Origin of the sequence: Weissella cibaria KACC 11862, assembly GCF_000193635.1 — a bacterium.
Classification (GTDB): domain Bacteria; phylum Bacillota; class Bacilli; order Lactobacillales; family Lactobacillaceae; genus Weissella; species Weissella cibaria.
In genome coordinates, this window is the sequence record NZ_AEKT01000028.1 from 1 (window position 1) to 22,283 (window position 22,283).

The window sequence follows — 22,283 nt, forward strand, 5'->3', positions numbered from 1 at the left end:
GACCAAATGGTGGCCGTCCTTTTATTTTTATTCATTGTAATATAATACTGGCCGACCGTTTAGTGGTTGGATGTGGCGATTATTGTAATCATAATGCACATGGAAGGCCGCTAATTGATCAGCTGATATTGTCATTGGTTGGGCTAAAATATACCACTCGACATTCTCTGACAACGGTGGTGTCGTTAATGAACCGATATAGTGGTAGTACGATCGATTTGTGGGTAGAATGTCAGTGACGTCACATTTGAATGAATGATCATCATTGATGCGACTTAAAATAGTGGCAAAAGTTGTGGATGCCTGGCCGATTTGTAAGAACACCCCAATGACCGCTTGACGACCATCAGGTGCTTGATGAACAAAATGAACTTCTGCATCAAATTGTTTGCCATCAAGCGTGTGTTCGCTTGGGGCGTGAATATGGAACTGTTGCAACTGGAATGGACGGTTAGCGATTACCGCCGTCCCAGTTAACCCAATTTCGACACCTTGGCCGGTATCGTGGACATATTGCCCGGTAAAATCATACGCCAAATTTAATGACGCAGGATAGTCAATCAGATCAGTCTCCGCAGTGCGAATAGCGATTGGTGATTGCATGCGACCTGATGTCATTGACCAAGATTCCTGCGCATCATAATTGAGCTTTTGCATGGCACTTGGCCTCCTTCTGAAGTTTTTCTCTCTCCTCAGAATACTTTTAGTTTATCATCAGTCCGGAAAATAGGCTACTAAATCTTTATTTTTCGCTCAGGTTCGGCGGAAGGCGTTGACGTAAAATGCGGTTGGCGCTACTATGAATTAGTTACGATGATGGTAACCACTAAATGGAGAATTAATATGTTGAAATATGTTCACACGTCATGGCTACATTTTGTGTTGGTGTACCTGGCGGTTATGTTAGATGGTGGGATTGCCTTGCATTTTGCACCGATCTTATTTAAAACGCCGATGTCGGCGAGCCCATATCTCTCATTGATTATTATGATGATGCCAATTTTGACCGGCACTGATTCGCAAATGAAGGGACGTTGGTTGTATATTGCTGCATTCCTTGGCGGCTTACTGTTTGATATTTTTTATAGTGGTATCATTGGTATTTCAATGATTGGCTTTCCACTAACTGTTTGGGCAGCAAGTAAGCTCCAAACTTATTTATCACATAACTTTTTGTCGGCGATGGCAGTTTGGTTTGTATCGATGAGTTTGTATCTGGTCTTTGATTATGCAGCATTTGGGATCATCAATTTGACGAATTTGAACTTTAGCGAATTTATCATGTTCCACATGTTTCCAACGTTGATTGTCAATTTGTTAATTTTGGTCGTCATTTATGGCATCATGAATTATCTATATCATGCGGCACGCCAGCCCGATGTGTCGGCGTACAATGTTGATCAGCGTGATCTGAATATGCGGATGACAGGTAAGTCACGGTCAACGCGATTATAAGTTGGTGATCAAAGGTGTTGACTTAAAGTACAAAGTCAATTAAAGTTATCTCATAAAGATTTGATTGGACGAGTAGTTTAACGTCATTGCTTAGAGAGTTGTGCAGAAGCTGGGAAGCAACCAATGGCCTAAATGAACCACACCCATGATTATCGGTACAAGTCAAAACTGTACCCGATTCGTCTCGTTATCGACGCGCGCCTGTTTTGATTGAGCAGGGGTCTGAGTGTTATTTGGTAACAAATAGCAAAATTGAGGTGGAACCACGAAATTAGTCGTCCTCAAGTAACCTTTATTTAGGTTGCTTGAGGGCTTTTTTGTTTAGTTAAGGAGAAAGCTATGGAGTACATGTTGCAGATTATGCCAAGTCTGCTAAGCGGATTGAAAATGACATTTGGTGTCTTTGCCCTAACGCTGATTGGGTCAGTACCGCTTGGTATTTTAGTTGCTTTAGCGTTAAAATCAGATATTTATTTGCTACGCTGGGTGACGAACGCTTATATTTGGGTGATGCGTGGTACGCCATTGCTATTGCAGATCGTGTTTGTCTACTATGGGTTGAGCTTAGCCCACATCGTGACGCTACCACGTTTTGAAGCTGCGGTGGTCACATTCATTCTGAACTACGCGGCATACTTTGCCGAAATTTTCCGTGGTGGGCTACAAAGCGTGCCGCAAGGTCAATATGATGGTGCCAAGGTGCTTGGTCTGACGCGTTGGCAAACAATGCGTAAAATCGTATTGCCACAAGTGGTCAAGATTGTCATGCCATCCGTTGGTAATGAAGTGGTGACCCTGGTCAAGGATTCATCACTGGTTTATGTCATCGGACTTGGTGATTTGATGCGTGCTGGTAATATTGCGGCATCACGAGACGTCACATTGATGCCTTATTTGTTAGTGGGACTGTTATATTTGCTACTGACAGCTTTGGCGACCGTTATTCAACGACGTGTCGAGACGAAGATGAACTATTACCGTTAAGGAGAGAGCCATGCTTGAAATTAAAAACTTAGCGAAGTCGTACGATACGCGGACGATTTTCAAAAATATGAATTTAACAGTTAACGATGGTGAGGTCCTTAGTATTGTCGGCCCATCCGGAATTGGTAAAACGACCTTTCTACGTATTGTAGCTGGGCTTTTGCCTGCAAATGATGGTGAGATGATTTTAAATGGTGAGGCGCTTGATTTAACTGGTGACCGCACAGGAGCTCAAGTGGGGGTCATTTTCCAAGATTTTAACTTGTTTCCACAATATACCGTTAAAGATAATGTGATGTTGGCACCGCAATTGGTTCACCACGAAACAAAGGCTGAGGCGGCCGAGAATGCAGATCGTTTGTTGCAAGATTTGGGCTTAACAGCGCAGGCTGATCAATATCCATTCCAATTATCTGGTGGACAGAAGCAACGTGTGGCAATTGCACGAGCTTTGGCGATGAAACCGGGCATTTTGGCATATGATGAACCAACATCTGGCTTGGATGCTGAATCAACAGAACGCGTGATTGCGGTTATTAAGCAATTGCAAGCACAAGGGGTAACGCAGTTGGTGGTGACACACGATTTGCCGTTTGCGGAAGCGGTCGCGGATAAGACATTTGATTTTGGGACAGATGTAGAACGCTAGGGGGCTGCGTATGAAAAAGAAGATTAATTGGCGTCGTCAAATTATTGGGAACGGGATTGTACTCGTCGTGCTGGCTTTGCTGGTTGGCTTTGTTTGGTATCGAACGTCACACGCAAATGATACTTGGCGCAAAGTGACTGCAGATAAGACTGTTGTTGTGGGACTAGATGATACCTTTGTGCCAATGGGCTACCGAGACAAGTCCGGTAAGTTAGTTGGGTTTGATGTGGATTTGGCCCGGGCAACCTTCAAAAAATTGGGGTTGCGGGTTAAGTTTCAAGCCATTGACTGGTCAATGAAGGAAACGGAGTTGGATACTGGTCACATTGACATGATTTGGAATGGTTATACAATGACGCCAGCCCGGGCAAAGAAGGTCGCCTTCTCGGTGCCATATCACAACGATTCACAAGTACTAGTCACGTTAAAGCGTAACCAAATCGATACGATTAAACAGATGGCTGGTAAGACGTTAGCTGTTCAAACTGGTTCAGCTGGTTTGACGGTCTTCAACGAGAAACCTAAGGTATTAAAGGACTTTTTGGGTTCAGCACCGGTACAATATGACACGTTCGATAAAGCTTTGAATGATTTGCAAGTTGGCCGTGTAAGTGCAGTTTTGATTGATATGGACTACGCCCGTTATTATGTGGCGCACGAACCTAATCCGGCTGATTTCGAAATTATTAAGACGGGTTATGGTGAAGACGCGTATGGTGTGGGGTTCCGTAAGGGAGATGTGACCTTACGAGAAAAGGTCAATCAGGTCTTAACGGGCTTTAAGAAGGATGGCACGTTAGATAAAGTTTCTGAACGTTACTTTGGCACCAAAAATAATGATTAAACAATAAGGGCGGGATAGCAGTTTCTGTCCGACTTGCTAAGGTCGCAAATCTCCCGATTTAAATCGGCGGATTTGCGGCTTTTTGTTTTACGTTCATTTTTGTGGCGTGTGCCTGCTTAAATATGCCGAACATTTTTAAGTATTAAACGGTTGATACAGCTTAGTGATGTTTTTTGAAACGGTTTGCTAGCTGAAATTGGGGTGGGTTAACGGTTGAAACGCGAACGTTCGTCGGATTACTGGAAATTGATGGCTGACGAGGGTTGTGTTTGCCCAGTATCTCGATAAGCTAGAGTTTGTAATCGGGAACATATGGATCAGCATAAAGGAGATATTTCAACATGAAGACTGCATTTGACACTGTACCGGACGCTTTGCAAACGTTGCGTCAAGGGGGCGTTATTATCTTGGCAGATGATGAGAGTCGCGAAAATGAAGGTGATTTAGTGGCATTGGCTGCTGATATCACACCAGAAACGGTGCATATGATGCTTCGTGAAGCGGCTGGATTGATGTGCACGCCTGTTGGACCAGAAATTGCGGCGCGGCTTGGATTGACTGATATGGTGGCTGATTCAACAGATCCTCACCAGACGCCTTTCACGTATACAGTGGATGGGACTGAAGCAGCAACCGGGGTTACGACTGGCGTTTCAGCGGCTGATCGGGCCGCGACAATTCGGCACATTGCGAATCCGACCGCCGTTCGGACGGATTTCAATGCGCCAGGCCACACCCAGCCATTAACAGCCTTAGCTGGTGGGCTGACTGAGCGCGTTGGACATACTGAAGCGGCCGTTGATTTGGCGCGCCTAGCTGGTTCAGAACCAGCCGCCGTTATTATTGAAGTCCTGAAAGCAGATGGCACGATGGCCCGCCGCGATGATCTGTTTGAATTAGCTGATCGCTTGGATTTGCCATTTATTACGATTGCCCAAATTTCGGCGTATCTAGCTACGCCAGTTATGTAATTAAAAAAGTATCCCATCTCAATCTAGGTGCAGCGCATAGTATTGAGATGGGATTTTTTTGTCATCATTTAAAATGATAACGGTTTCATGAGAAAATTCTTAGTTAAATATGCCTTTGTTCGTTTTACAAAGATGCAAAAACGGTTAAACACGAACTAATATGTTTCATTTTAATGACTTATGCCGACAAAACTGTACATTTAATCGTTGTGGTGGTTATATATAGTTGTAAAGACGAACTAAAAATGAGGTGGAAGCTAAATGGTACGTGTTGCGGTAGTAATGGGATCGATTTCAGATTGGTCAACGATGAAAGAAACGGTCGCGGTCTTACAAACGTTTGATGTCGCAGTTGAGACACATATTATTTCGGCGCATCGAATGCCCGAGGAGATGACGACGTTTGCCCGAAATGCGCGGGACAATGGCCTAGGGGTTATTATTGCTGGCGCTGGCGGTGCTGCCCATTTGCCTGGCATGTTGGCAGCGCAGACGACGTTACCAGTAATTGGTGTCCCAATTCAATCACACGCTTTGCAGGGGATGGATTCATTGCTCAGTATTGTGCAGATGCCAGCTGGTGTACCGGTTGCGACGGTGGCCATTGGGACCGCAGGCGCTAAAAATGCGTCTTACTTGGCAATGCAAATGTTGGGCATTGCGGAGCAAGAACTGGCCGATAAAATAGCCTTATTCCGAGAAGGGCAACGCCAACAATCGATTGAGAGCGAGGCATTGTTACATGACTAAGCGTATTTTGCCACCAGCCACTATCGGGATCGTTGGTGGCGGTCAATTAGGGCAAATGTTGGCCTTGGCCGCCAAACCAATGGGGTATCAGGTTATTGTCTTGGATCCGCAAGTTGATGCGCCAGCAGCCTTGGTTGCAGATCAACAAATTGTGGCGAGCTATGATGATGTTTCGGCTCTGCGTAATCTTGCTAATCAAGCGGATGTTGTGACGTATGAATTTGAAAATGTGGATCAGACGGCATTACAGACTGCCGTACCAGCTGAAAAGTTACCCCAAGGGGTAGCGTTATTAAACATTACAGCGAACCGGTTGCGTGAGAAACAATTCTTGGCCGCGTTGGGCTTACCAGTTGCCCCATTCGCAGCCGTGGATAACTTGGTCACTTTGGACGCCCGATGCCATGAAGTATCGTTGCCAGCAATTTTGAAAACGGCAACGGGCGGGTATGACGGCCACGGCCAATGGGATATTCCCAATACCGATGCATTGGCAAATTTGTTAGCGCATTGGCAACAACCGACTGATATCGCCCTTGTTTTGGAAAAAAAGTTAGCGTTCGATCGGGAATTGAGCGTGATGGTAACTCGCGATGGTCGGGGTGAAATTCGAACTTGGCCGGTGACGGTCAATGAGCATCAGCACCATATCTTACGAGTGTCCGCGGCACCGGCAACTTTATCACCACAGATTGCCAAGCAAATTGAGACCATTGCGACGACCATTGCCAATGCGTTGCAACTTGTGGGCATTTTAGGCATCGAGCTATTTGTGGTGGGGGAGCGTGTGTATATCAACGAATTAGCCCCACGCCCCCACAATTCTGCGCACTTAACCATTGAGGCGACGAATGTTTCACAATTTGAAGGCCATATTCGAAGCATTACGGGCTTGCCGATTCCGGTGATTACCCAGTATGCACCAGCTATCATGTTGAATTTATTAGGGGATCAGATTATACAGGCACGCCAAGATATAGCGACACATGAGGGGTGGCACTTTCACGACTACGGTAAACATGATGTGAAGCCGGGACGAAAAATGGGCCACATTACAGCCACTGGCATGGCGGCTATGAAAGATTTGCGCGAATGGGGGACAAGGTTATGACAATTGTAAAAGGGGCTTTATTAACAACAGGCAAAGCAAAGGCAGTGTATGCCACGGACGATCCGAATGTGTTGTGGCTCCATAGCTTGAATCAAGCGACAGCACTTAATGGGAAACAAAAAGCCGAAATTAGCGATAAGGGACGACTAACGACCCAAATCAGTCAGCAATTGTTTCGCTTTTTAAAGTCGCAAGGCATTGTGACACACTTTCAACAAGCAGTCGGCGAACGTGATGTGTTGGTGACGGCACTGGACATGTTGCCAATTGAGGTTGTGATTCGTAATTATGCGGCGGGCCATTTTGCAACGCGTTACTCGGTGCCAATGTTGACGCCTCTTTCACCCACGGTACAAGAATATTACTTTAAAAACGATGCGCTTGATGATCCGCCATTGAATCAATCGCAAATATTTGCCCTCGACTTAGCGACGCCAAGTCAGTTAACCCAAATCGAGGCAGTTGCCCAAACGGTTAATCGGCAACTGGGTCAATTATTTGAAGCTGTGGGCATTACGTTAATTGATTTTAAATTGGAATTTGGTTTGGACGCTACTGGCGCGTTGACGTTAGGTGATGAGCTGTCACCAGATAATATGCGTTTGATTGACCAAGCCACCGGCCAATCCTTAGATAAAGACGTTTTTCGTCAGGGGACGGGCGACTTACGTGATGGATACACAACCGTTTTGCACAGACTAACGACATATTTAGGAGAGTAAGCATGTACATTGCACAGATTACAGTTACTTATAAGCCATCAATTTTGGATCCCCAGGGTGAAGTGATTAAGGATGCCCTTGCGCGTCTTGATTACCAAGGGGTAACGTCAGTGACGCAAGGAAAATATTTTGAAATCAAGTTAACGGCGACTGATGAACAAAGTGCGTATGAAGAAGCCACCAGCCTGACTGAAGCGTTATTAATTAATCCAAACACAGAAACGTATCGCATCACGATGTTAGCAGAAGTGGAGGCTTAAGATGAAAGCAGCGGTCATTCAATTTCCGGGATCAAATTGTGATTTTGATATGTATTATGCGTTACAGGACTTTGGGGCGGATGTCCAGTTTGTGACTGAAAAGTCGACTGACCTGTCGGCGTACGATGCCGTGTTCTTACCAGGTGGCTTTTCGTATGGGGATTACTTACGAACAGGAGCCGTGGCGCGTTTCGCACCCGTAATGACAGCCGTGCAAAAAATGGCTGCAACCGGGAAACTGGTGGTGGGGGTGTGCAATGGTTTTCAGATTTTAACGGAGGCCGGGATGCTACCTGGGCAATTGATGATGAATCAGACACCCGGGTTCATCTGTGATGAGGTTAAGCTAACGATTACTAATCGACAAACAGCCTTCACAAATCAATATATTGATGCAACGACAACGATTAAATTACCAATTGCGCACGGCGAGGGCCGGTATGTTGCTGATGATGCAACGGTGCGAATGTTGCATGAAAATGGGCAGGTTGTCTTAACGTATGCGACTGATGTTAATGGTTCCGTTGATCAGATTGCCGGGATTACGAACCGCAGTGGGAATGTGATTGGCCTGATGCCACATCCAGAACGCGCGGTTGAGACGTTACTTGGTAATACGGATGGACGACCATTTTTTGAAAGTTTACTAGCAACCATTATCACGAAGGAGACTGTAGAAGCATGACAGCATTGTTGGCAACGACGCATGAACCTACACCGGCAGAAATTGCCGCCACGAAACCATATCAGGCGTGGGGATTAACGGACGAGGAATACATGTTAATTAAGCAAACGTTGGGGCGCTTGCCTAATTACACGGAAACGGGGTTGTTTGCAGCCATGTGGTCAGAACACGTTTCCTATAAGAAATCTAAGCCGGTGCTCCGGACGTTTTGGTCAACCAATGAGCGTGTCTTACAAGGACCGGGTGAGGGGGCTGGCATTTTGGATATCGGCGATGGTCAAGCCGTTGTATTTAAAGCTGAATCACACAACCACCCGTCAGCGGTTGAACCGTATGAGGGTGCTGCGACAGGTGTCGGTGGGATCTTACGGGACATTTTTTCGATGGGCGCGCAACCAATCGCGGTGCTTGATAGTTTACGTTTCGGCGAGTTAACAGATGCACGGACCCAACATCTGTTAAACGGGGTGATTGACGGAATTGCCGGCTATGGCAATGCGATTGGCATTCCGACGGTTGGTGGCGAAATTGGTTTTGACCCGGTTTATCAAGGTAATCCGCTTGTCAACGTGATGGCCGTTGGCGTACTGGATCAAGAACGAATGCAGGTTGGACGTGCCGATGGTAGTGGTAATACGGTTCTGTATGTTGGGGCAAAAACTGGTCGTGACGGCATTCATGGTGCTACTTTTGCGTCCGCAGAATTTTCATCAGATGCCGAACAAGACCGTTCAGCTGTGCAAGTGGGGGACCCTTTTTTAGAAAAACTAGTGATGGATGCAACTTTGAAAGCAATTCAGCAATTTGGTGAGGCTATTGTTGGGGTGCAGGACATGGGAGCAGCTGGTTTGGTATCCTCGTCAGCCGAAATGGCTGGCAAAGCGGGAATGGGCATTCACTTGCAATTAGACAATGTACCACAACGTGAGACGGGGATGACGCCTTATGAACTCATGTTATCTGAGTCGCAAGAACGCATGTTATTAGTTGTGACAAAAGGGCATGAAGCCGCCGTACAGGCCGTCTTTCAGGAAGCTAATTTAGAGGCAGTTGTGATTGGTGAAGTTACAGCAACGGGGCGCTATGAATTAACCTGGCATGGCGAGACCGTGGCTGATTTACCCGTCAATTTTTTGACGCAGTCCCCTAAACAAACCATGGAACAGGTGAAACCAGCACGTCTGCAAGACCCAGCACCAGATTTTACACCGCATGTGGCTGATTTGACGACGGTTTGGCAGGACATATTGGCACAGCCAACAGTTGCTTCGAAAGCGAGTTTGTTTAGACATTTCGATAGTATGGTCCGAACTAATACAGTGATTAAGCCGGGTGGCGATGCGGCTGTTGTTCGTTTACGTGGCACCAAAAAGGCATTGGCCATGACAACTGATGTGAACGCGCGATTTACCTACCTCGATCCTTATATTGGTGGGCAACGCGCAGTCGCTGAGGCAGCTGGCAATATTATTGCCACTGGCGCGTTGCCAATTGGTATTACAGATTGCTTGAACTTCGGTAATCCGGATGATCCAGCAATTTATTACGAATTGGCACAATCAGTCGCCGGCATTAACGAGATGGCCCGACAGATTAATACGCCAATTATTTCCGGTAATGTGTCGTTGTATAACGAGACCGACGGTGCTGCTATCTATCCGACCCCAATGATTGGCATGGTTGGGTTACACACTGATACTGCTGATATCACAACGATTTCATTTAAACAGCCGGATGATGTCATCTATTTGCTGGGTGATACCACGGCTGACTTTAATGGTTCTGAGTTGCAACAACTACAGACCGGGGCCATTGCGGGCCGGTTGCCCGGTTTAAATCGTGATAAATTGTCAGCTACCCAGCAAAGTGTGTTAGCAGGGATTCAGCAGGGACTGATTGCCAGTGCCCACGACCTGGCAGAAGGCGGTTTGGCGGTGTCCTTGGCAGAAAGTACCTTTGGCACACCATTTGGTTTTGATGTAACGGTACCTTGGACGGATAGCTGGTTATTTAGTGAGACGCCAGGCCGCTTTTTGGTAACGGTGCCAGCAAACGCTGTGGACGCCTTTGAAACACGACTGGATACAACATATCTGCGACTGGGTACGGTAACACATGATGATCGGTTGGTCGTCACAACAGCTGATGGGACTGTCAACTTAGATAAGGCACGCCTGCAAGAAGCGTATGAAGGAGCAATCACATGGCAACGCAGTTAATTGAACAAACTCGGTCATTAAATGAGGAATGCGGTATTTTTGGGGTCTGGGGCCACCAAACAGCGGCTAATTTGACTTACTATGGCTTACACGCTTTACAGCACCGGGGCCAAGAAGGTGCCGGAATTGTCGCCAATCAGCAAGGCCATTTATGGCAAGAACGTGGTTTGGGTTTGCTACATGATGTTTTTCGTGACCCAGCGCGTTTAGCGCATTTGCAGGGACAAGCAGCGATTGGTCACGTTCGATATGCGACGGCGGGTTCAGCAGGCATTGAAAATATCCAACCGCTGATGGTGAACTTTTCCGATATGCAATTATCCTTAGCGCACAACGGAAACATCACGAATGCACAATCTTTGCGGCAAAGTCTTGAGATGCAAGGGGCGATTTTTCAATCATCGTCAGATACAGAAGTGTTACTGCATTTAATTCGGCGTTCAACGGCGACGACGTTTTATGACCGCTTAAAAGATGCTTTGCAGCAAGTGCGGGGCGGTTTCGCATTTTTGCTCCTGACGCCAACAGCAATGTATGCAGCTCTTGATCCACACGGTTTTCGTCCCTTTGTGGTAGGCCAGTTACCTGATGGTCAGTATGTGGTGACTAGTGAGACGGCCGCGTTGCATGCGGTTGGGGCAACGTTTATTCGGGATGTCCAACCGGGGGAGTTATTAACGATTGACCAGGCCGGCTTACGGATTGATCACTACACGAGCAAAACTGATTTACATATCGACGCGATGGAGTATATCTACTTTGCACGACCTGACTCTGACATTTATGGTGTTAACGTGCATACTGCTCGTAAACGGATGGGCCGGCAATTAGCACTTGAACAACCGGCAACGGGCGACTTGGTGGTTGGTGTGCCTAATTCTTCATTATCGGCTGCCATGGGATATGCCGAGGCAACGGGCTTACCTAATGAAATGGGGCTGGTTAAAAATCAATATATTGCACGGACGTTTATTGAGCCAACACAGGAGCGACGTGAGCGGGCGGTGCGTATGAAGCTAAGCGCAGTACCGTCGGTGGTTGCCGGTAAACGCGTTGTGCTAGTGGATGATTCAATCGTGCGTGGCACAACATCAAGTTACATTGTCAAAATGTTGCGCGAAGCCGGTGCGAAGGAAGTTCACGTGCGAATTGCGTCACCAGCTTTCAAGTATCCGTCATTTTATGGCGTTGATATGCAAACAACGGCGGAACTTTTAGCGGCGAACCATACATTGGCTGAAATGACGGCCATGTTAGGGGCTGATTCGTTAGCCTTTCTATCCGTCCCTGGTTTGGTACAGGCGATTGACTTGCCATACACGGGCAATGGGACTGGCTTAACGACGGCTTACTTTGATGGACATTACCCATCACCAATTTACGATTATGAAAAAACGCTGACGGCGGCGATAACCGCGGGTGAGGTCGATTTTAAGACCGAACCAACGACAACTTATCATCCGAGTCAAGTGTCATCAATTAGTGATCAACAACCAGCTACCGATCAAACGGTGAGCTAAAAGGGGGAGAAATGACAGAAGCAAATGCGTACGCGGGGGCTGGTGTAGATATCCTAGCCGGTGAAACGGCAGTTGACATGATGCAAGCCGATGTGGCAGCTACCTATACACCAGGCGTTCTTGCTGGGGTTGGCGGTTTTGGTGCAGCGTTTGCATTAGGCACGCAATACCGAGAGCCGGTCTTGATTTCAGGCACTGACGGTGTGGGCACAAAACTATTATTGGCCATCATGGCCGGACGACACGAATCAATTGGCCAGGACTTAGTTGCTATGGTGATGAATGACATCGTGGCGCAAGGGGCGAAACCATTATTTTTACTTGATTATTTAGCAATTGCCAAAATGGTGCCCGAACAGGTAGCAACGATTGTTCGCGGGATTGCGCAAGCGACCCAAGCGACGGGGGCAGCCTTAATTGGTGGTGAATCCGCTGAATTGCCAGGCATGTATGCGCCAGACCATTATGACCTCGCTGCATTTGGTGTTGGTGTTGTTGAGCGGGATGAGATGCTGACAGTTGATCGTGTGGCGACTGGCGATGTGTTGATTGGGTTAGCGTCTAGTGGTATCCATTCCAATGGGTATTCACTGGTGCGTACGGTGTTGGGATTAGAGCAGGAGGCTGATTTTACAGCGTTACCAACAACGCTACAGGAAACCCTGTTAACACCGACCACCTTGTATGCTCAGGCGGTTTTACCGTTACTAGCAGAACAGTTAGTCGTGAGCATGGCCCACATTACCGGTGGTGGTATCGTGGGTAACTTGCCCCGTGCCCTACCCGCGGATGCCTCGGTCACTTTAGAGTGGGGCAGTTGGCCAATTTTACCGATTTTTATGGAATTGCAACGCCTCGGTCAGCTGTCGTTGGCAGACATGCTGGCAACGTTTAATTTGGGGTTGGGGATGATTCTGGTTGTGAAGCCACCCCATGTTGCGCGTGTGTTGGCCATGCTAGCGGATGAAGGTCAAGCCGCGTATCAAGTCGGCACGGTGACGCCTGCCATGTCAGCACAACTCAATTGGCGAGGTAAGCAACCATGGTCATAACCCGTCCAAAGTTAGCAGTGTTTGCATCAGGAACTGGCACTAATTTGGCCGCGCTTATTCAGGCGACTCAGACTGGTGAGGTGCCAGCCGAAATTGTTCGTGTGGTGGTTGATCGTCGTCATACCGGGGCCCAGCAACTTGCTGAAACGGCGGGTATTCCGGTGTTACGGATTAACTATAAAGATTACGCGACACGCGAATTGGCAGAAGACGCCATGTTAACGGTCTTAGCAGCGGATGGTGTGGTGGGTATCTTATTAGCGGGGTATATGCGAATTTTGACCCCTAAGTTGGTAAATGCCTTTCACCAACGCATTATTAATATTCATCCAGCACTGTTGCCCAGCTTCCCTGGCAATTCTGCGATTGCGGATGCGTGGCAGGCTGGTGTTAAAGTGACCGGTGTGACCATCCATTACGTCGATGATGGCGTTGATTCGGGCGAAATTATTGCCCAAGAGGCGGTCAAACTTACTGCAACAGATGATTTGGCACAGTTAACAACTAAAATTCATGCGGTGGAGCATACATTGTATCCAGCTACGGTTGCCATGTTGATTAAAAAAGGAGTATTTGTAAAATGACGCGTGCATTACTAAGTGTTTCAGATAAAACCGGCATTGTCCCATTCGCAACGACGCTACAGACGTTGGGGTTCGAATTAGTTTCAACTGGTGGGACGTTGGCCGTGCTCGAAGCAGCCGGCTTAGCAGTTACGCCGGTTGATACGGTAACTGACTTCCCCGAAATGCTGGACGGACGAGTTAAAACTTTGCACCCACGGATTCATGCTGGCTTGTTAGCGCGGCGTGATGACGAGGCACATATGACCACCTTAGCCACGTATGGCATCACCCCAATTGATTTGGTGGTTGTCAACTTGTATCCGTTTAAAGCCACGATTCAAAAGCCGGGCGTCACACAATCAGACGCCATTGAAAATATTGACATTGGTGGGCCATCGATGTTGCGGTCGGCGGCTAAAAATTATGCGGGTGTGTTACCGGTGGTCGATCCTGCAGATTACCAAATTGTACTTGATCGGTTGCAGTCAGGGACAGCTGATGAAGCTGATTTTCGTCAAGCAATGGCGGCAAAAGTGTTCCGCCATACAGCCGCCTATGATGCGCTTATTGCGACATACCTAACAACCGAAGAATTTCCAACGCAGCAAACACTGACCTATGATCGATTTGATACGCTGCGGTATGGTGAAAATGCGCATCAACAAGCCGCTGCTTACCGCGATGCATTAGGTAGCGAATATTCAGTATTAAGTGCGGACATTTTGCATGGTAAGCAGTTGTCATACAACAATATTCGCGATGCAGATGCGGCATTGCGAATTATCGCAGAGTTTGCGGCACCAACCGTGGTGACGGTGAAGCACATGAATCCGGCTGGTATTGGTCAGGGAGCAACGATTGAGGCGGCGTGGGATGCGGCCTTTGCGGCTGATGATATCTCCATTTTCGGTGGCATTGTGGCTTTGAATCGTGAAGTTGACTTGGCGACAGCTGAAAAGATGCATCAAATTTTCTTGGAAATTATTATTGCGCCTTCCTTTACTGATGACGCGTACGCTGTTTTAGCTAAGAAAAAGAATTTACGACTGTTGACGTTGCCGTTTACGACGGAGCTGCCACAACAGCTTGAAACGACTGCGATTTTGGGCGGCATGGTCATGCAGGAACGCGACTTAACCACCGAAACAATCGCCGATTTCACAGTTGTTAGTCAGGTCCAGCCAACTGCGGCTCAACTGGCAGCAATGGTTTTTGCACAAAAAGCCGTCAAACACGTCAAGTCGAATGCAATTGTGGTCGCACGTGATGGTCAAACGTTAGGCGTTGGTGCAGGGCAACCTAATCGCATTGACTCAGTCAAGTTGGCGATTAACAAGGCAGAAAATAAGGCGGGGTATGACGAGGCTGTTCTGGCATCAGATGCCTTTTTCCCGATGGATGATTCAGTGAGCTACGCAGCCAGTCACGGTATTACAGCGATTGTTGAGCCGGGTGGATCAATTAAGGATCAAGCCTCGATTGATAAGGCAAACGAGCTCGGCATTGCGTTGGTATTTTCTGGCGTACGCCACTTCAAGCATTAGTGGAGGAAACTATGGCAACAGTACTTGTAATTGGCGCGGGTGCACGTGAACATGCCTTGGCACAAGCGTTTGCAAACAGCGCGCAAGTGACGATGGTCTATGTGGCACCAGGCAATGTGGGCATGCAGGCTGATACGATTCAACCCGTGGGTATTCCGATGACGGATATCGACGCATTGCGTGATTTTGCAACAATGACGGCGATTGATTTGACGTTTGTTGGCTCTGAAGAACCCTTGATTGCAGGGATTGTTGATGAATTTCAAGCGGCCGGTCTGCCGATTTTCGGGCCGACGAAGGCTGCAGCACAGCTTGAAGGGTCGAAGTCATTTGCCAAGGATCGCCTAGCAGCTGCAGGTATTCCGACGGCCACGTCGGTAACCGTGGCGTCTTGGCCGGCCGCAGAACGTGCCATTGTGACCAGTGAAGAACCGGTGGTGGTGAAACAGGATGGCTTGGCGGCTGGTAAAGGTGTGACGATTTATGCTACCCGCCAAGAAGCTTTAACAGCTGTGAATGACCTCTATCAGGTTGATAATCAGACAAAGTTGGTTATTGAGGCCTATTTGCGTGGGGTTGAGTTTTCAATTTTTAGTCTAGTGGGACCAAACGGCATTGTTCACACGCCGGTTGCCCAAGATCATAAACGATTATTAGATGGTGACTTGGGGCCCAATACCGGGGGAATGGGTGCCTATAGTCCGGTTCGCTGGCTAGCAGATGAGGTTGTGGTGGATGCTATCGACCAGTTGGTTGGACCGTTACTGACTGAAATGGTAGCCAATCATACACCGTTTACCGGGGTGCTATATACCGGTGTGATGCTAACGGCGCAAGGCCCAAAAGTGATTGAGTACAATGTGCGTTTTGGTGACCCGGAAACGCAAGTGGTCCTACCACAGTTGGAGAGTGATTTTTATGAGCTAGTACTCGCGTTGGTGCGTGGTCAGCAGCCGGTTGCGCAGTGGCAAACAGAGGACGTCTATCTTGGCGTGGTTTTGGCGGCACCTGGCTACCCAGTTGCACCGGTACAAGGAATGATGGTGCCTACAATTTCAATGCCTAAAATAAGGTCATTTTATGCCGGGGTTGGACAAAATGATGATAAACTTATAACAAGTGGTGGCCGAGTAGCAACGATTGTGGCGACGGCAACGAGCGCGACCAAGGCCCAAGCACAAGTCTACTCGGTCTTAGATGCTTTGCCAGTCAAGCTACACTATCGTCATGATATTGGTTATCAAGCAGTTGAAAAAGAAAATAAGGTGGTGTCTGGGGATGCAAACAGATATTGAAATTGCACAAGCCGCAGAAGTGTGGCCCATTGAAAAAATTGCTGAAAAGGCCGGTCTAACGCCAGCAGAATGGGAACCGTATGGGCGTGATAAGGCCAAGATTTCGGTTGATGAAACGGCGCACAAGGCTGAACTGGGTAAGTTGGTTTTGGTGACGTCAATTAATCCAACCCCAGCTGGTGAAGGCAAGTCAACGGTGACAGTCGGGTTAGCTGATGCCTTAAACGAAATTGGTCAGCAGACAATGGTCGCCCTGCGTGAGCCTTCTTTGGGACCTGTGATGGGACTCAAAGGTGGTGCAACTGGTGGCGGCTATGCCCAAGTTGTGCCCATGGCTGATATTAACTTGCACTTTACGGGTGATTTTCATGCCTTGACGAGTGCCCACAATACGCTGGCAGCCGTGATCGATAATAGTATTTATCAGGGAAATCCGTTGCACATTGACCCACGCCGGTTACTTTGGAAGCGTGCTTTGGATGTTAATGATCGTGCTTTGCGTCACGTGACAATTGGCTTGGGTGGCCCAACTTCAGGGGTACCGCGTGAAGATGGCTTTGATATCACGGTGGCGTCTGAATTGATGGCAATTTTGACGTTGTCGCACGACCTGATGGACATGAAAGCACGTATTGAACGCATCGTCATTGGGTATACGTATGAGAAGGAACCGGTAACGGTTAAGGATTTGGGCGTGGCTGGCGCTTTGACAACCTTATTGAAGGATGCCATTAAGCCTAATTTGGTCCAGACGTTGGCTCACACGCCAGCTTTAATTCATGGTGGGCCATTTGCCAACATTGCCCAAGGTACCAACTCAATTCGTGCAACTAAGACGGCGCTACAATTAGCAGACTTTGTTGTGACTGAAGCTGGATTTGGGGCTGATTTGGGTGGTGAAAAGTTCTTAGACTTTAAGACACCATTGCTTGGCAAGCATCCCGATGTCATTGTGGTTGTGGCGACAGTTCGTGCCCTTAAGATGCACGGTGGGTTGCCTAAGACGGCTTTGACGGAACCAGATCAACAAGCGTTAGCTGCAGGTTTAGAGAACCTTGGGCAACACCTGCAAAGTATGACCCGCTATGGAGTCCCTGTTATTGTGGCTGTTAATCGCTTTGTGACCGACACACCAGAAGAAATTGCGATGGTTGAATCTTATGCACGCGACTTTGGTGTGCAGGCCTATGTTGCTGACGTTTGGGCTAAGGGTGGTGCCGGCGCTACCGAGTTAGCTGGTGCGGTCGCTGAAGCAGCGCAAGTTGCAAGTGACTTTAAGCCATTGTACGAAGCTGATGACGATGCCGTTGTAAAAATCGAAAAAATCGTGCAAACCATTTATGGTGGTGCGGGTGTTGAACTGTCGGATAAGGCAGCTAAGCAATTGCGCGAATTTGCTAAACGCGGTTGGGACAAGCTACCAGTCATTATGGCTAAGACGCAATATTCATTGTCTGATGATGCTAAAAAATTGGGTGCGCCAAAGGACTTTAAAATTCATGTTCGTGAATTCATTCCGAAGTTGGGTGCAGGCTTCTTAGTGGTGATGACCGGTACGGTGCTAACCATGCCTGGTTTGCCAAGTCATCCGGCTGCCTATGATATTGATATCGATGAAAACGGCCGGATTACCGGACTGTTCTAGCAGTGGGATAAAAACTCAGTCTTCGGGCTGAGTTTTTTTGTTTATGCATATTGAGTAGGTAAATTTATTCACTTATACTTGATAAGTGAGTTTTTAAGAGAAACTAATTGAGGAGGAGAGATGGCAAGGAAGAGAACCATACCGGGTCAGTTAGTAACACACGCCGGTACTGTGCTTGCGTGGGGGTTATTCATTGCACCCGTTGTGTACTTTTTAGTAAGTATTGGCATGGCAATTAGTAGCCACGGGCAACTATTTAATTTGGTCTGTTGGTTGATTAAAGGTATTTTAACGTTCAATTATATGGGCTTTTTCTCGTTGATTAGTATCGGTATTGTCCTCATCGGTGTGATGAATTACCGGTTCGGTGACGATGCGATGCGTAACGGGGTGCCAAATGAAAACTGGGCAACTGTCACCGAGGAAGCATTGCTAAAGGAACGCGCAGTTCAAAATTTTTATTTAGAATTACATGATCGTTATTCGCGTGTTTCCGAGTGGGTGATTGTGACGCCTGAAGATGACTTTGCACCTGGTGAAGTAGCAGAAGTGTACGGCCGCATTACAACGGCTGAACAGGAGGTGCAAGATGCGACACGAGATTGAAATTGTAAGACTACAACAAATTCAGGAACAATTGCGTCAGATTCGTCATTTAAATCGACAGCAAATGCAACTGTTACGAAACTTTCATCATGATGTGATGGCACATTTACGACGTTGGCGCGTTCTGTTTGGGTTATTGGGCGCTTTATTAGCGTTTGTGATTTACATTGGATTACAGCTGGTGTTGACACAACTGACACCAGACCAATCAATGGTACATATTATTCTAGGGTATGCCATGGTCATTATTTTTGGTTTCTTCATGGGCGTTGCTTTGGCCAGTAGCGCACTGCACGACTGGTTATATCAACGGGTGAGCGATCATTTGTTGTGTGATGACCCGGTGATTTTGCCACAACTTTGGCAAAATTTAGCCATGGTGGAGCAGTTAGCAACTGCTTTGCGCCAGGACGACTTTTTACCCGCTGATGTGCGTGAATCGGAAAGCGCGATTGCGTTAGTAATTTCTTATTTTGAACGCAATTTGACTTATTCACTGCCAGAAGCGCTGTATACATTAGCCGGTAATTTGCGGGTAGTTTTGCATCCTGATCTACGTAATGAAGTCGCGCAGCACCGGCGCTTCGTACGTCGATTACAGCTTGATTTGTCAGATGAACAACAGACAATTAATGAGTTGTACACGTATCTGACGACTGCGCATCATCTGAACCGAATTTAGATTAGAGATAGAAAGAGGCAAACATGAAGGTTGTTATTGTTGGTGCCTCACATGCGGGTATTGCAGCGGCACAACGTGTGGTTGCGAAATACACGGATGCCGAGGTGACTTTGATTGATAGGCGAACGACCCATCTTTCCTTTATTGGGGCGGGCGCCCACATGTATTTGAATGGTGAAATTGAGTCGCCTGCTGCGACTGACTATTGCGAAGATGAACAATTGCAAACATTGGGTGTTGACTTACGGTTAGGCGTCAATGTGCTGTCACTGGATGCTGATCAGCGGTTGCTCAGTTTAGAGGCTGTGGAAACGGGCGAACAAACAACGCTCCGGTATGATCGGCTGATCTTAGCAACTGGCTCAACCCCGAGAATTCCGGCGGTCCCCGGCTTTGAGAGTAAGCACGTCCATTTATTGAAGCGTGTTGATGATGTCATCGCGTTACGTCAAGCGTTAGATAACGCAAAGGATGTTGCCAACCAACAGGTAATTGTGCTTGGTGGTGGGTTAGCGGGAACGGAAGCTGCCATGGCAATGCGAAATGCTGGTGCCAAAGTGACGTTATTACATAATCACGATAGCTTGGCATCCGGCTATTTTGATCACGATTTTTCAGAACGACTTGCCGAGTTGTTGATTGCACACGGAATTGACGTGGTTACGAATGTTGATGTGCGACGGATGGAGGATGTGGCCGACCGTGGCGTGGTGATTGAAACAGCCGTTGATACCTATGCGGCGAATGAGGTGATTGTGACAATTGGCATGCTTGCTAACACGATGACCGTTGGTGATGAAGTCACGATTGGTGTCAATCGCTCAGCAGTTGTTGATGAGTATATGTATACAACGAATCCATATATTTTAGCGGTTGGTGATGCAGCCACTTCAAAAAATCCCCAGTTGCAGGAAAATTGGTCCATCATGCACGCATCTGGTGCCGTGCGCCAAGGTATTTTGGCAGCTGAAAATTTGCTTGAAAAGCGGATTAGCTCACCGGGAAGCCAAGCGGCGTACGGTGTGAAATTATTTGATTGGTTCTTTATGCGGGTTGGCGTGACGGCTGATAGTGCCCGCTTTGTGAACCGCGCAGTTGCTGAGTATGTTCTTGAGACGGATCAAGTGGCTGACTATATGGTAGCTGATAATGATAATGCTCATATTTGGATTAAAGTTATTTTTGACCCGGCAACTCACGTGTTACTTGGGGTGCAAATGCAATCCAAGCGAGATTTTACTGAGATGTTTAACATGATGGCTGTGGCGTTAAATCATCAAGTAACTTTGGAAGATTTAGCGTTTAGCGATATGATGTTTGAACCGCATGCCAATACGCCACTGAATTTTTTGTCAGATGTCGCATTACGGGCGCTAGATGAAAACGAGGCACGTTCATGATGGTATTTAATCGGGCGGTTCTTGTTCTAATTGTGGCGTTTGTATTTACGCCAGTGATTGCGGGAATCGTACGTTTTATAGAAGATTTGCGTTTTGATAAGCAAGTGGCACGGCGGACGGCACGCATGACGACGGGAGCACAACCGCTTGTGTCAATTGTATTGCCTTTTGCAGGGGATGTAGACCGCTTGCAGCGCCAACTTGATCTCATGCAAGCCTCATTGACGTACCAACGCTATGAAGTGTTGGTAATGGTTTCGGCCGAAACGACCGCTACTTTACGCCGTTTGCGTCAAATTGTCGCACAAAATACGACAATGCGTGTGATTGAATTTACGGAGACAACGAATGTCGCTAATTTATTGTCGCAAGGTGCAATGTTTAGTCGTGGTGAGTTTGTGTTGACACTACCCATAAATGGGGTAGTCAGTGGGAATTCCTTGGAAGAAACATTGGCGCTGTTTATGACAGATATCAACGGTATTCCGGCGGCACGCGTTGGGGCCGTGATGCTTGAAACGTTACCGCGTCGTGCTGATAATTTTGCAACGACGATTGCACAAATGGATGCGGCTGTTGAGTTAGCCGCCGATCGACGGAAACAAGCGTTCCATGATGTGATGATTCGGGTTGAAAAAGAGGCCATTATGTATCGTCGTACGGCGTTGCTGGCGATTGGGCTTTGGCGTTCAAATCGGATTGGTGCTGAGACCGATTTATTCTGGCGGTTGCAACTGCGTGGCTGGGTTGTACGGTATAACACGTTTGCAACAAGTACCCGGTTAACACCGCCACGGTTGCGTGGCTGGATGGCTGAACGATTCATTTGGACCGCGGCCGTGATTGAAAATTTGTTTGCCCATAGTCGCGACATTGTTTTTCAACCGATTAGATATCGGCGGGTGGTTCGCTTGTGGCTTGGCGAGTGGATTATGTTGGCTTGGTCTTGGTATATGACGGCATTGATTTTGTGGGGTGTTTATTTATTGATCACCATTCACACGCCTGAAATTGTCTACATTGTGGCAACGAGTGGGGCAATTTTGCTGTTTGTCCAATTCGTTGTGGGAATGTTACAACTGATTGTTGCGATAAATTATCGGCGACATAAGGGGCTACCTAATCACTTTGTCTGGCGTGTGGGGTGGTTTGCCTGGGCTAATTGGTGGATTACAGCACTTTTCAAGACCGTTGCAACCGGCAAGGTGATTTACAATATGCTATTTGATCCTGAGACGCGAGCCTATGATTAAGCTGCTTTGAATTTTGAAATATGTTAAAAAGAGAGTGAGACAAAAGGTGCTTTGGACCCGATAATAACGT

The 22,283-nt window shown here is 47.4% G+C and carries 22 protein-coding genes; 21 read left to right on the forward strand and 1 reads right to left on the reverse strand.

The genetic code is table 11. From position 1 onward, the window contains the following. Window positions 1–27 precede the first annotated feature (27 nt). On the reverse strand, window positions 28–657 hold the full coding sequence (locus ESE_RS0105685) for a carbonic anhydrase family protein (RefSeq protein ID WP_010372594.1): 630 nt from the start codon (window positions 655–657) through the stop codon (window positions 28–30). A gap of 186 nt (window positions 658–843) precedes the next feature. Between ESE_RS0105685 and mreD the strand changes: the two genes are divergently transcribed. The 21 genes from mreD (at window position 844) to ESE_RS0105790 (ending at window position 22,213) form a co-directional block, all read left to right on the forward strand. After that, window positions 844–1,455: a rod shape-determining protein MreD gene (gene mreD / locus ESE_RS0105690; protein WP_010372596.1), complete on the forward strand. Its 612-nt coding sequence runs from the start codon at window positions 844–846 to the stop codon at window positions 1,453–1,455. A gap of 339 nt (window positions 1,456–1,794) precedes the next feature. Then, window positions 1,795–2,439 carry an amino acid ABC transporter permease gene (locus tag ESE_RS0105695; protein WP_010372597.1) on the forward strand — a complete coding sequence of 215 codons (645 nt, stop codon included), beginning with the start codon at window positions 1,795–1,797 and terminating at the stop codon, window positions 2,437–2,439. A 10-nt stretch (window positions 2,440–2,449) separates the two neighbouring features. Further along, window positions 2,450–3,088, forward strand: coding sequence for an amino acid ABC transporter ATP-binding protein (locus ESE_RS0105700; RefSeq protein ID WP_010372599.1), 639 nt, complete (start codon window positions 2,450–2,452; stop codon window positions 3,086–3,088). Window positions 3,089–3,098: 10 nt separating this feature from the next. Further along, the gene (locus ESE_RS0105705) at window positions 3,099–3,932 is read left to right on the forward strand and encodes an amino acid ABC transporter substrate-binding protein (RefSeq protein WP_010372602.1); all 834 of its coding nucleotides are present in this window, start codon (window positions 3,099–3,101) and stop codon (window positions 3,930–3,932) included. A gap of 341 nt (window positions 3,933–4,273) precedes the next feature. Then, window positions 4,274–4,903 (forward strand): 3,4-dihydroxy-2-butanone-4-phosphate synthase, encoded by a 630-nt coding sequence (ribB, locus tag ESE_RS11510; RefSeq protein ID WP_010372605.1) that lies wholly within the window; start codon window positions 4,274–4,276, stop codon window positions 4,901–4,903. A 261-nt stretch (window positions 4,904–5,164) separates the two neighbouring features. Continuing rightward, a complete protein-coding gene (purE, locus tag ESE_RS0105715) occupies window positions 5,165–5,653 on the forward strand; it encodes a 5-(carboxyamino)imidazole ribonucleotide mutase (protein ID WP_010372607.1) in 489 nt (162 codons plus the stop codon). Beyond that, the gene (purK, locus tag ESE_RS0105720) at window positions 5,646–6,764 is read left to right on the forward strand and encodes a 5-(carboxyamino)imidazole ribonucleotide synthase (RefSeq protein ID WP_010372610.1); all 1,119 of its coding nucleotides are present in this window, start codon (window positions 5,646–5,648) and stop codon (window positions 6,762–6,764) included. The genes purE and purK overlap by 8 nt, the downstream gene beginning before the upstream one ends. Beyond that, complete coding sequence (locus ESE_RS0105725) at window positions 6,761–7,486, forward strand: phosphoribosylaminoimidazolesuccinocarboxamide synthase (RefSeq protein WP_010372613.1); 726 nt, start codon at window positions 6,761–6,763, stop codon at window positions 7,484–7,486. Before purK ends, ESE_RS0105725 begins: the two co-directional genes overlap by 4 nt. A gap of 2 nt (window positions 7,487–7,488) precedes the next feature. Next, window positions 7,489–7,746: a phosphoribosylformylglycinamidine synthase subunit PurS gene (gene purS / locus ESE_RS0105730; protein ID WP_010372616.1), complete on the forward strand. Its 258-nt coding sequence runs from the start codon at window positions 7,489–7,491 to the stop codon at window positions 7,744–7,746. Window position 7,747: 1 nt separating this feature from the next. After that, window positions 7,748–8,431, forward strand: a complete 684-nt coding sequence (gene purQ / locus ESE_RS0105735; RefSeq protein ID WP_010372619.1) for a phosphoribosylformylglycinamidine synthase subunit PurQ — start codon at window positions 7,748–7,750, stop codon at window positions 8,429–8,431. Continuing rightward, entirely contained in the window at window positions 8,428–10,650 is a 2,223-nt protein-coding gene (purL, locus tag ESE_RS0105740; protein WP_010372622.1) for a phosphoribosylformylglycinamidine synthase subunit PurL, read from the forward strand. Before purQ ends, purL begins: the two co-directional genes overlap by 4 nt. Beyond that, window positions 10,635–12,170, forward strand: coding sequence for an amidophosphoribosyltransferase (gene purF / locus ESE_RS0105745; protein ID WP_010372626.1), 1,536 nt, complete (start codon window positions 10,635–10,637; stop codon window positions 12,168–12,170). The genes purL and purF overlap by 16 nt, the downstream gene beginning before the upstream one ends. Before the next feature lie 11 nt (window positions 12,171–12,181). Further along, a complete protein-coding gene (gene purM / locus ESE_RS0105750; RefSeq protein ID WP_010372628.1) occupies window positions 12,182–13,222 on the forward strand; it encodes a phosphoribosylformylglycinamidine cyclo-ligase in 1,041 nt (346 codons plus the stop codon). Beyond that, window positions 13,213–13,806 carry a phosphoribosylglycinamide formyltransferase gene (gene purN, locus ESE_RS0105755; RefSeq protein ID WP_010372630.1) on the forward strand — a complete coding sequence of 198 codons (594 nt, stop codon included), beginning with the start codon at window positions 13,213–13,215 and terminating at the stop codon, window positions 13,804–13,806. The genes purM and purN overlap by 10 nt, the downstream gene beginning before the upstream one ends. Further along, the gene (purH, locus tag ESE_RS0105760; RefSeq protein WP_010372632.1) at window positions 13,803–15,332 is read left to right on the forward strand and encodes a bifunctional phosphoribosylaminoimidazolecarboxamide formyltransferase/IMP cyclohydrolase; all 1,530 of its coding nucleotides are present in this window, start codon (window positions 13,803–13,805) and stop codon (window positions 15,330–15,332) included. Before purN ends, purH begins: the two co-directional genes overlap by 4 nt. Window positions 15,333–15,343: 11 nt before the next feature. Next, window positions 15,344–16,627, forward strand: coding sequence for a phosphoribosylamine--glycine ligase (gene purD, locus ESE_RS0105765; RefSeq protein WP_010372634.1), 1,284 nt, complete (start codon window positions 15,344–15,346; stop codon window positions 16,625–16,627). Next, a complete protein-coding gene (locus ESE_RS0105770) occupies window positions 16,611–18,272 on the forward strand; it encodes a formate--tetrahydrofolate ligase (protein WP_010372637.1) in 1,662 nt (553 codons plus the stop codon). Before purD ends, ESE_RS0105770 begins: the two co-directional genes overlap by 17 nt. 120 nt (window positions 18,273–18,392) lie before the next feature. Further along, window positions 18,393–18,878 carry a hypothetical protein gene (locus tag ESE_RS0105775; protein ID WP_010372640.1) on the forward strand — a complete coding sequence of 162 codons (486 nt, stop codon included), beginning with the start codon at window positions 18,393–18,395 and terminating at the stop codon, window positions 18,876–18,878. Next, the gene (locus ESE_RS0105780) at window positions 18,862–19,560 is read left to right on the forward strand and encodes a hypothetical protein (protein ID WP_010372645.1); all 699 of its coding nucleotides are present in this window, start codon (window positions 18,862–18,864) and stop codon (window positions 19,558–19,560) included. The genes ESE_RS0105775 and ESE_RS0105780 overlap by 17 nt, the downstream gene beginning before the upstream one ends. A gap of 23 nt (window positions 19,561–19,583) precedes the next feature. Next, on the forward strand, window positions 19,584–20,960 hold the full coding sequence (locus ESE_RS0105785) for an FAD-dependent oxidoreductase (protein ID WP_010372648.1): 1,377 nt from the start codon (window positions 19,584–19,586) through the stop codon (window positions 20,958–20,960). Next, entirely contained in the window at window positions 20,957–22,213 is a 1,257-nt protein-coding gene (locus tag ESE_RS0105790; RefSeq protein WP_010372649.1) for a glycosyltransferase family 2 protein, read from the forward strand. Before ESE_RS0105785 ends, ESE_RS0105790 begins: the two co-directional genes overlap by 4 nt. Window positions 22,214–22,283: the final 70 nt, after the last annotated feature.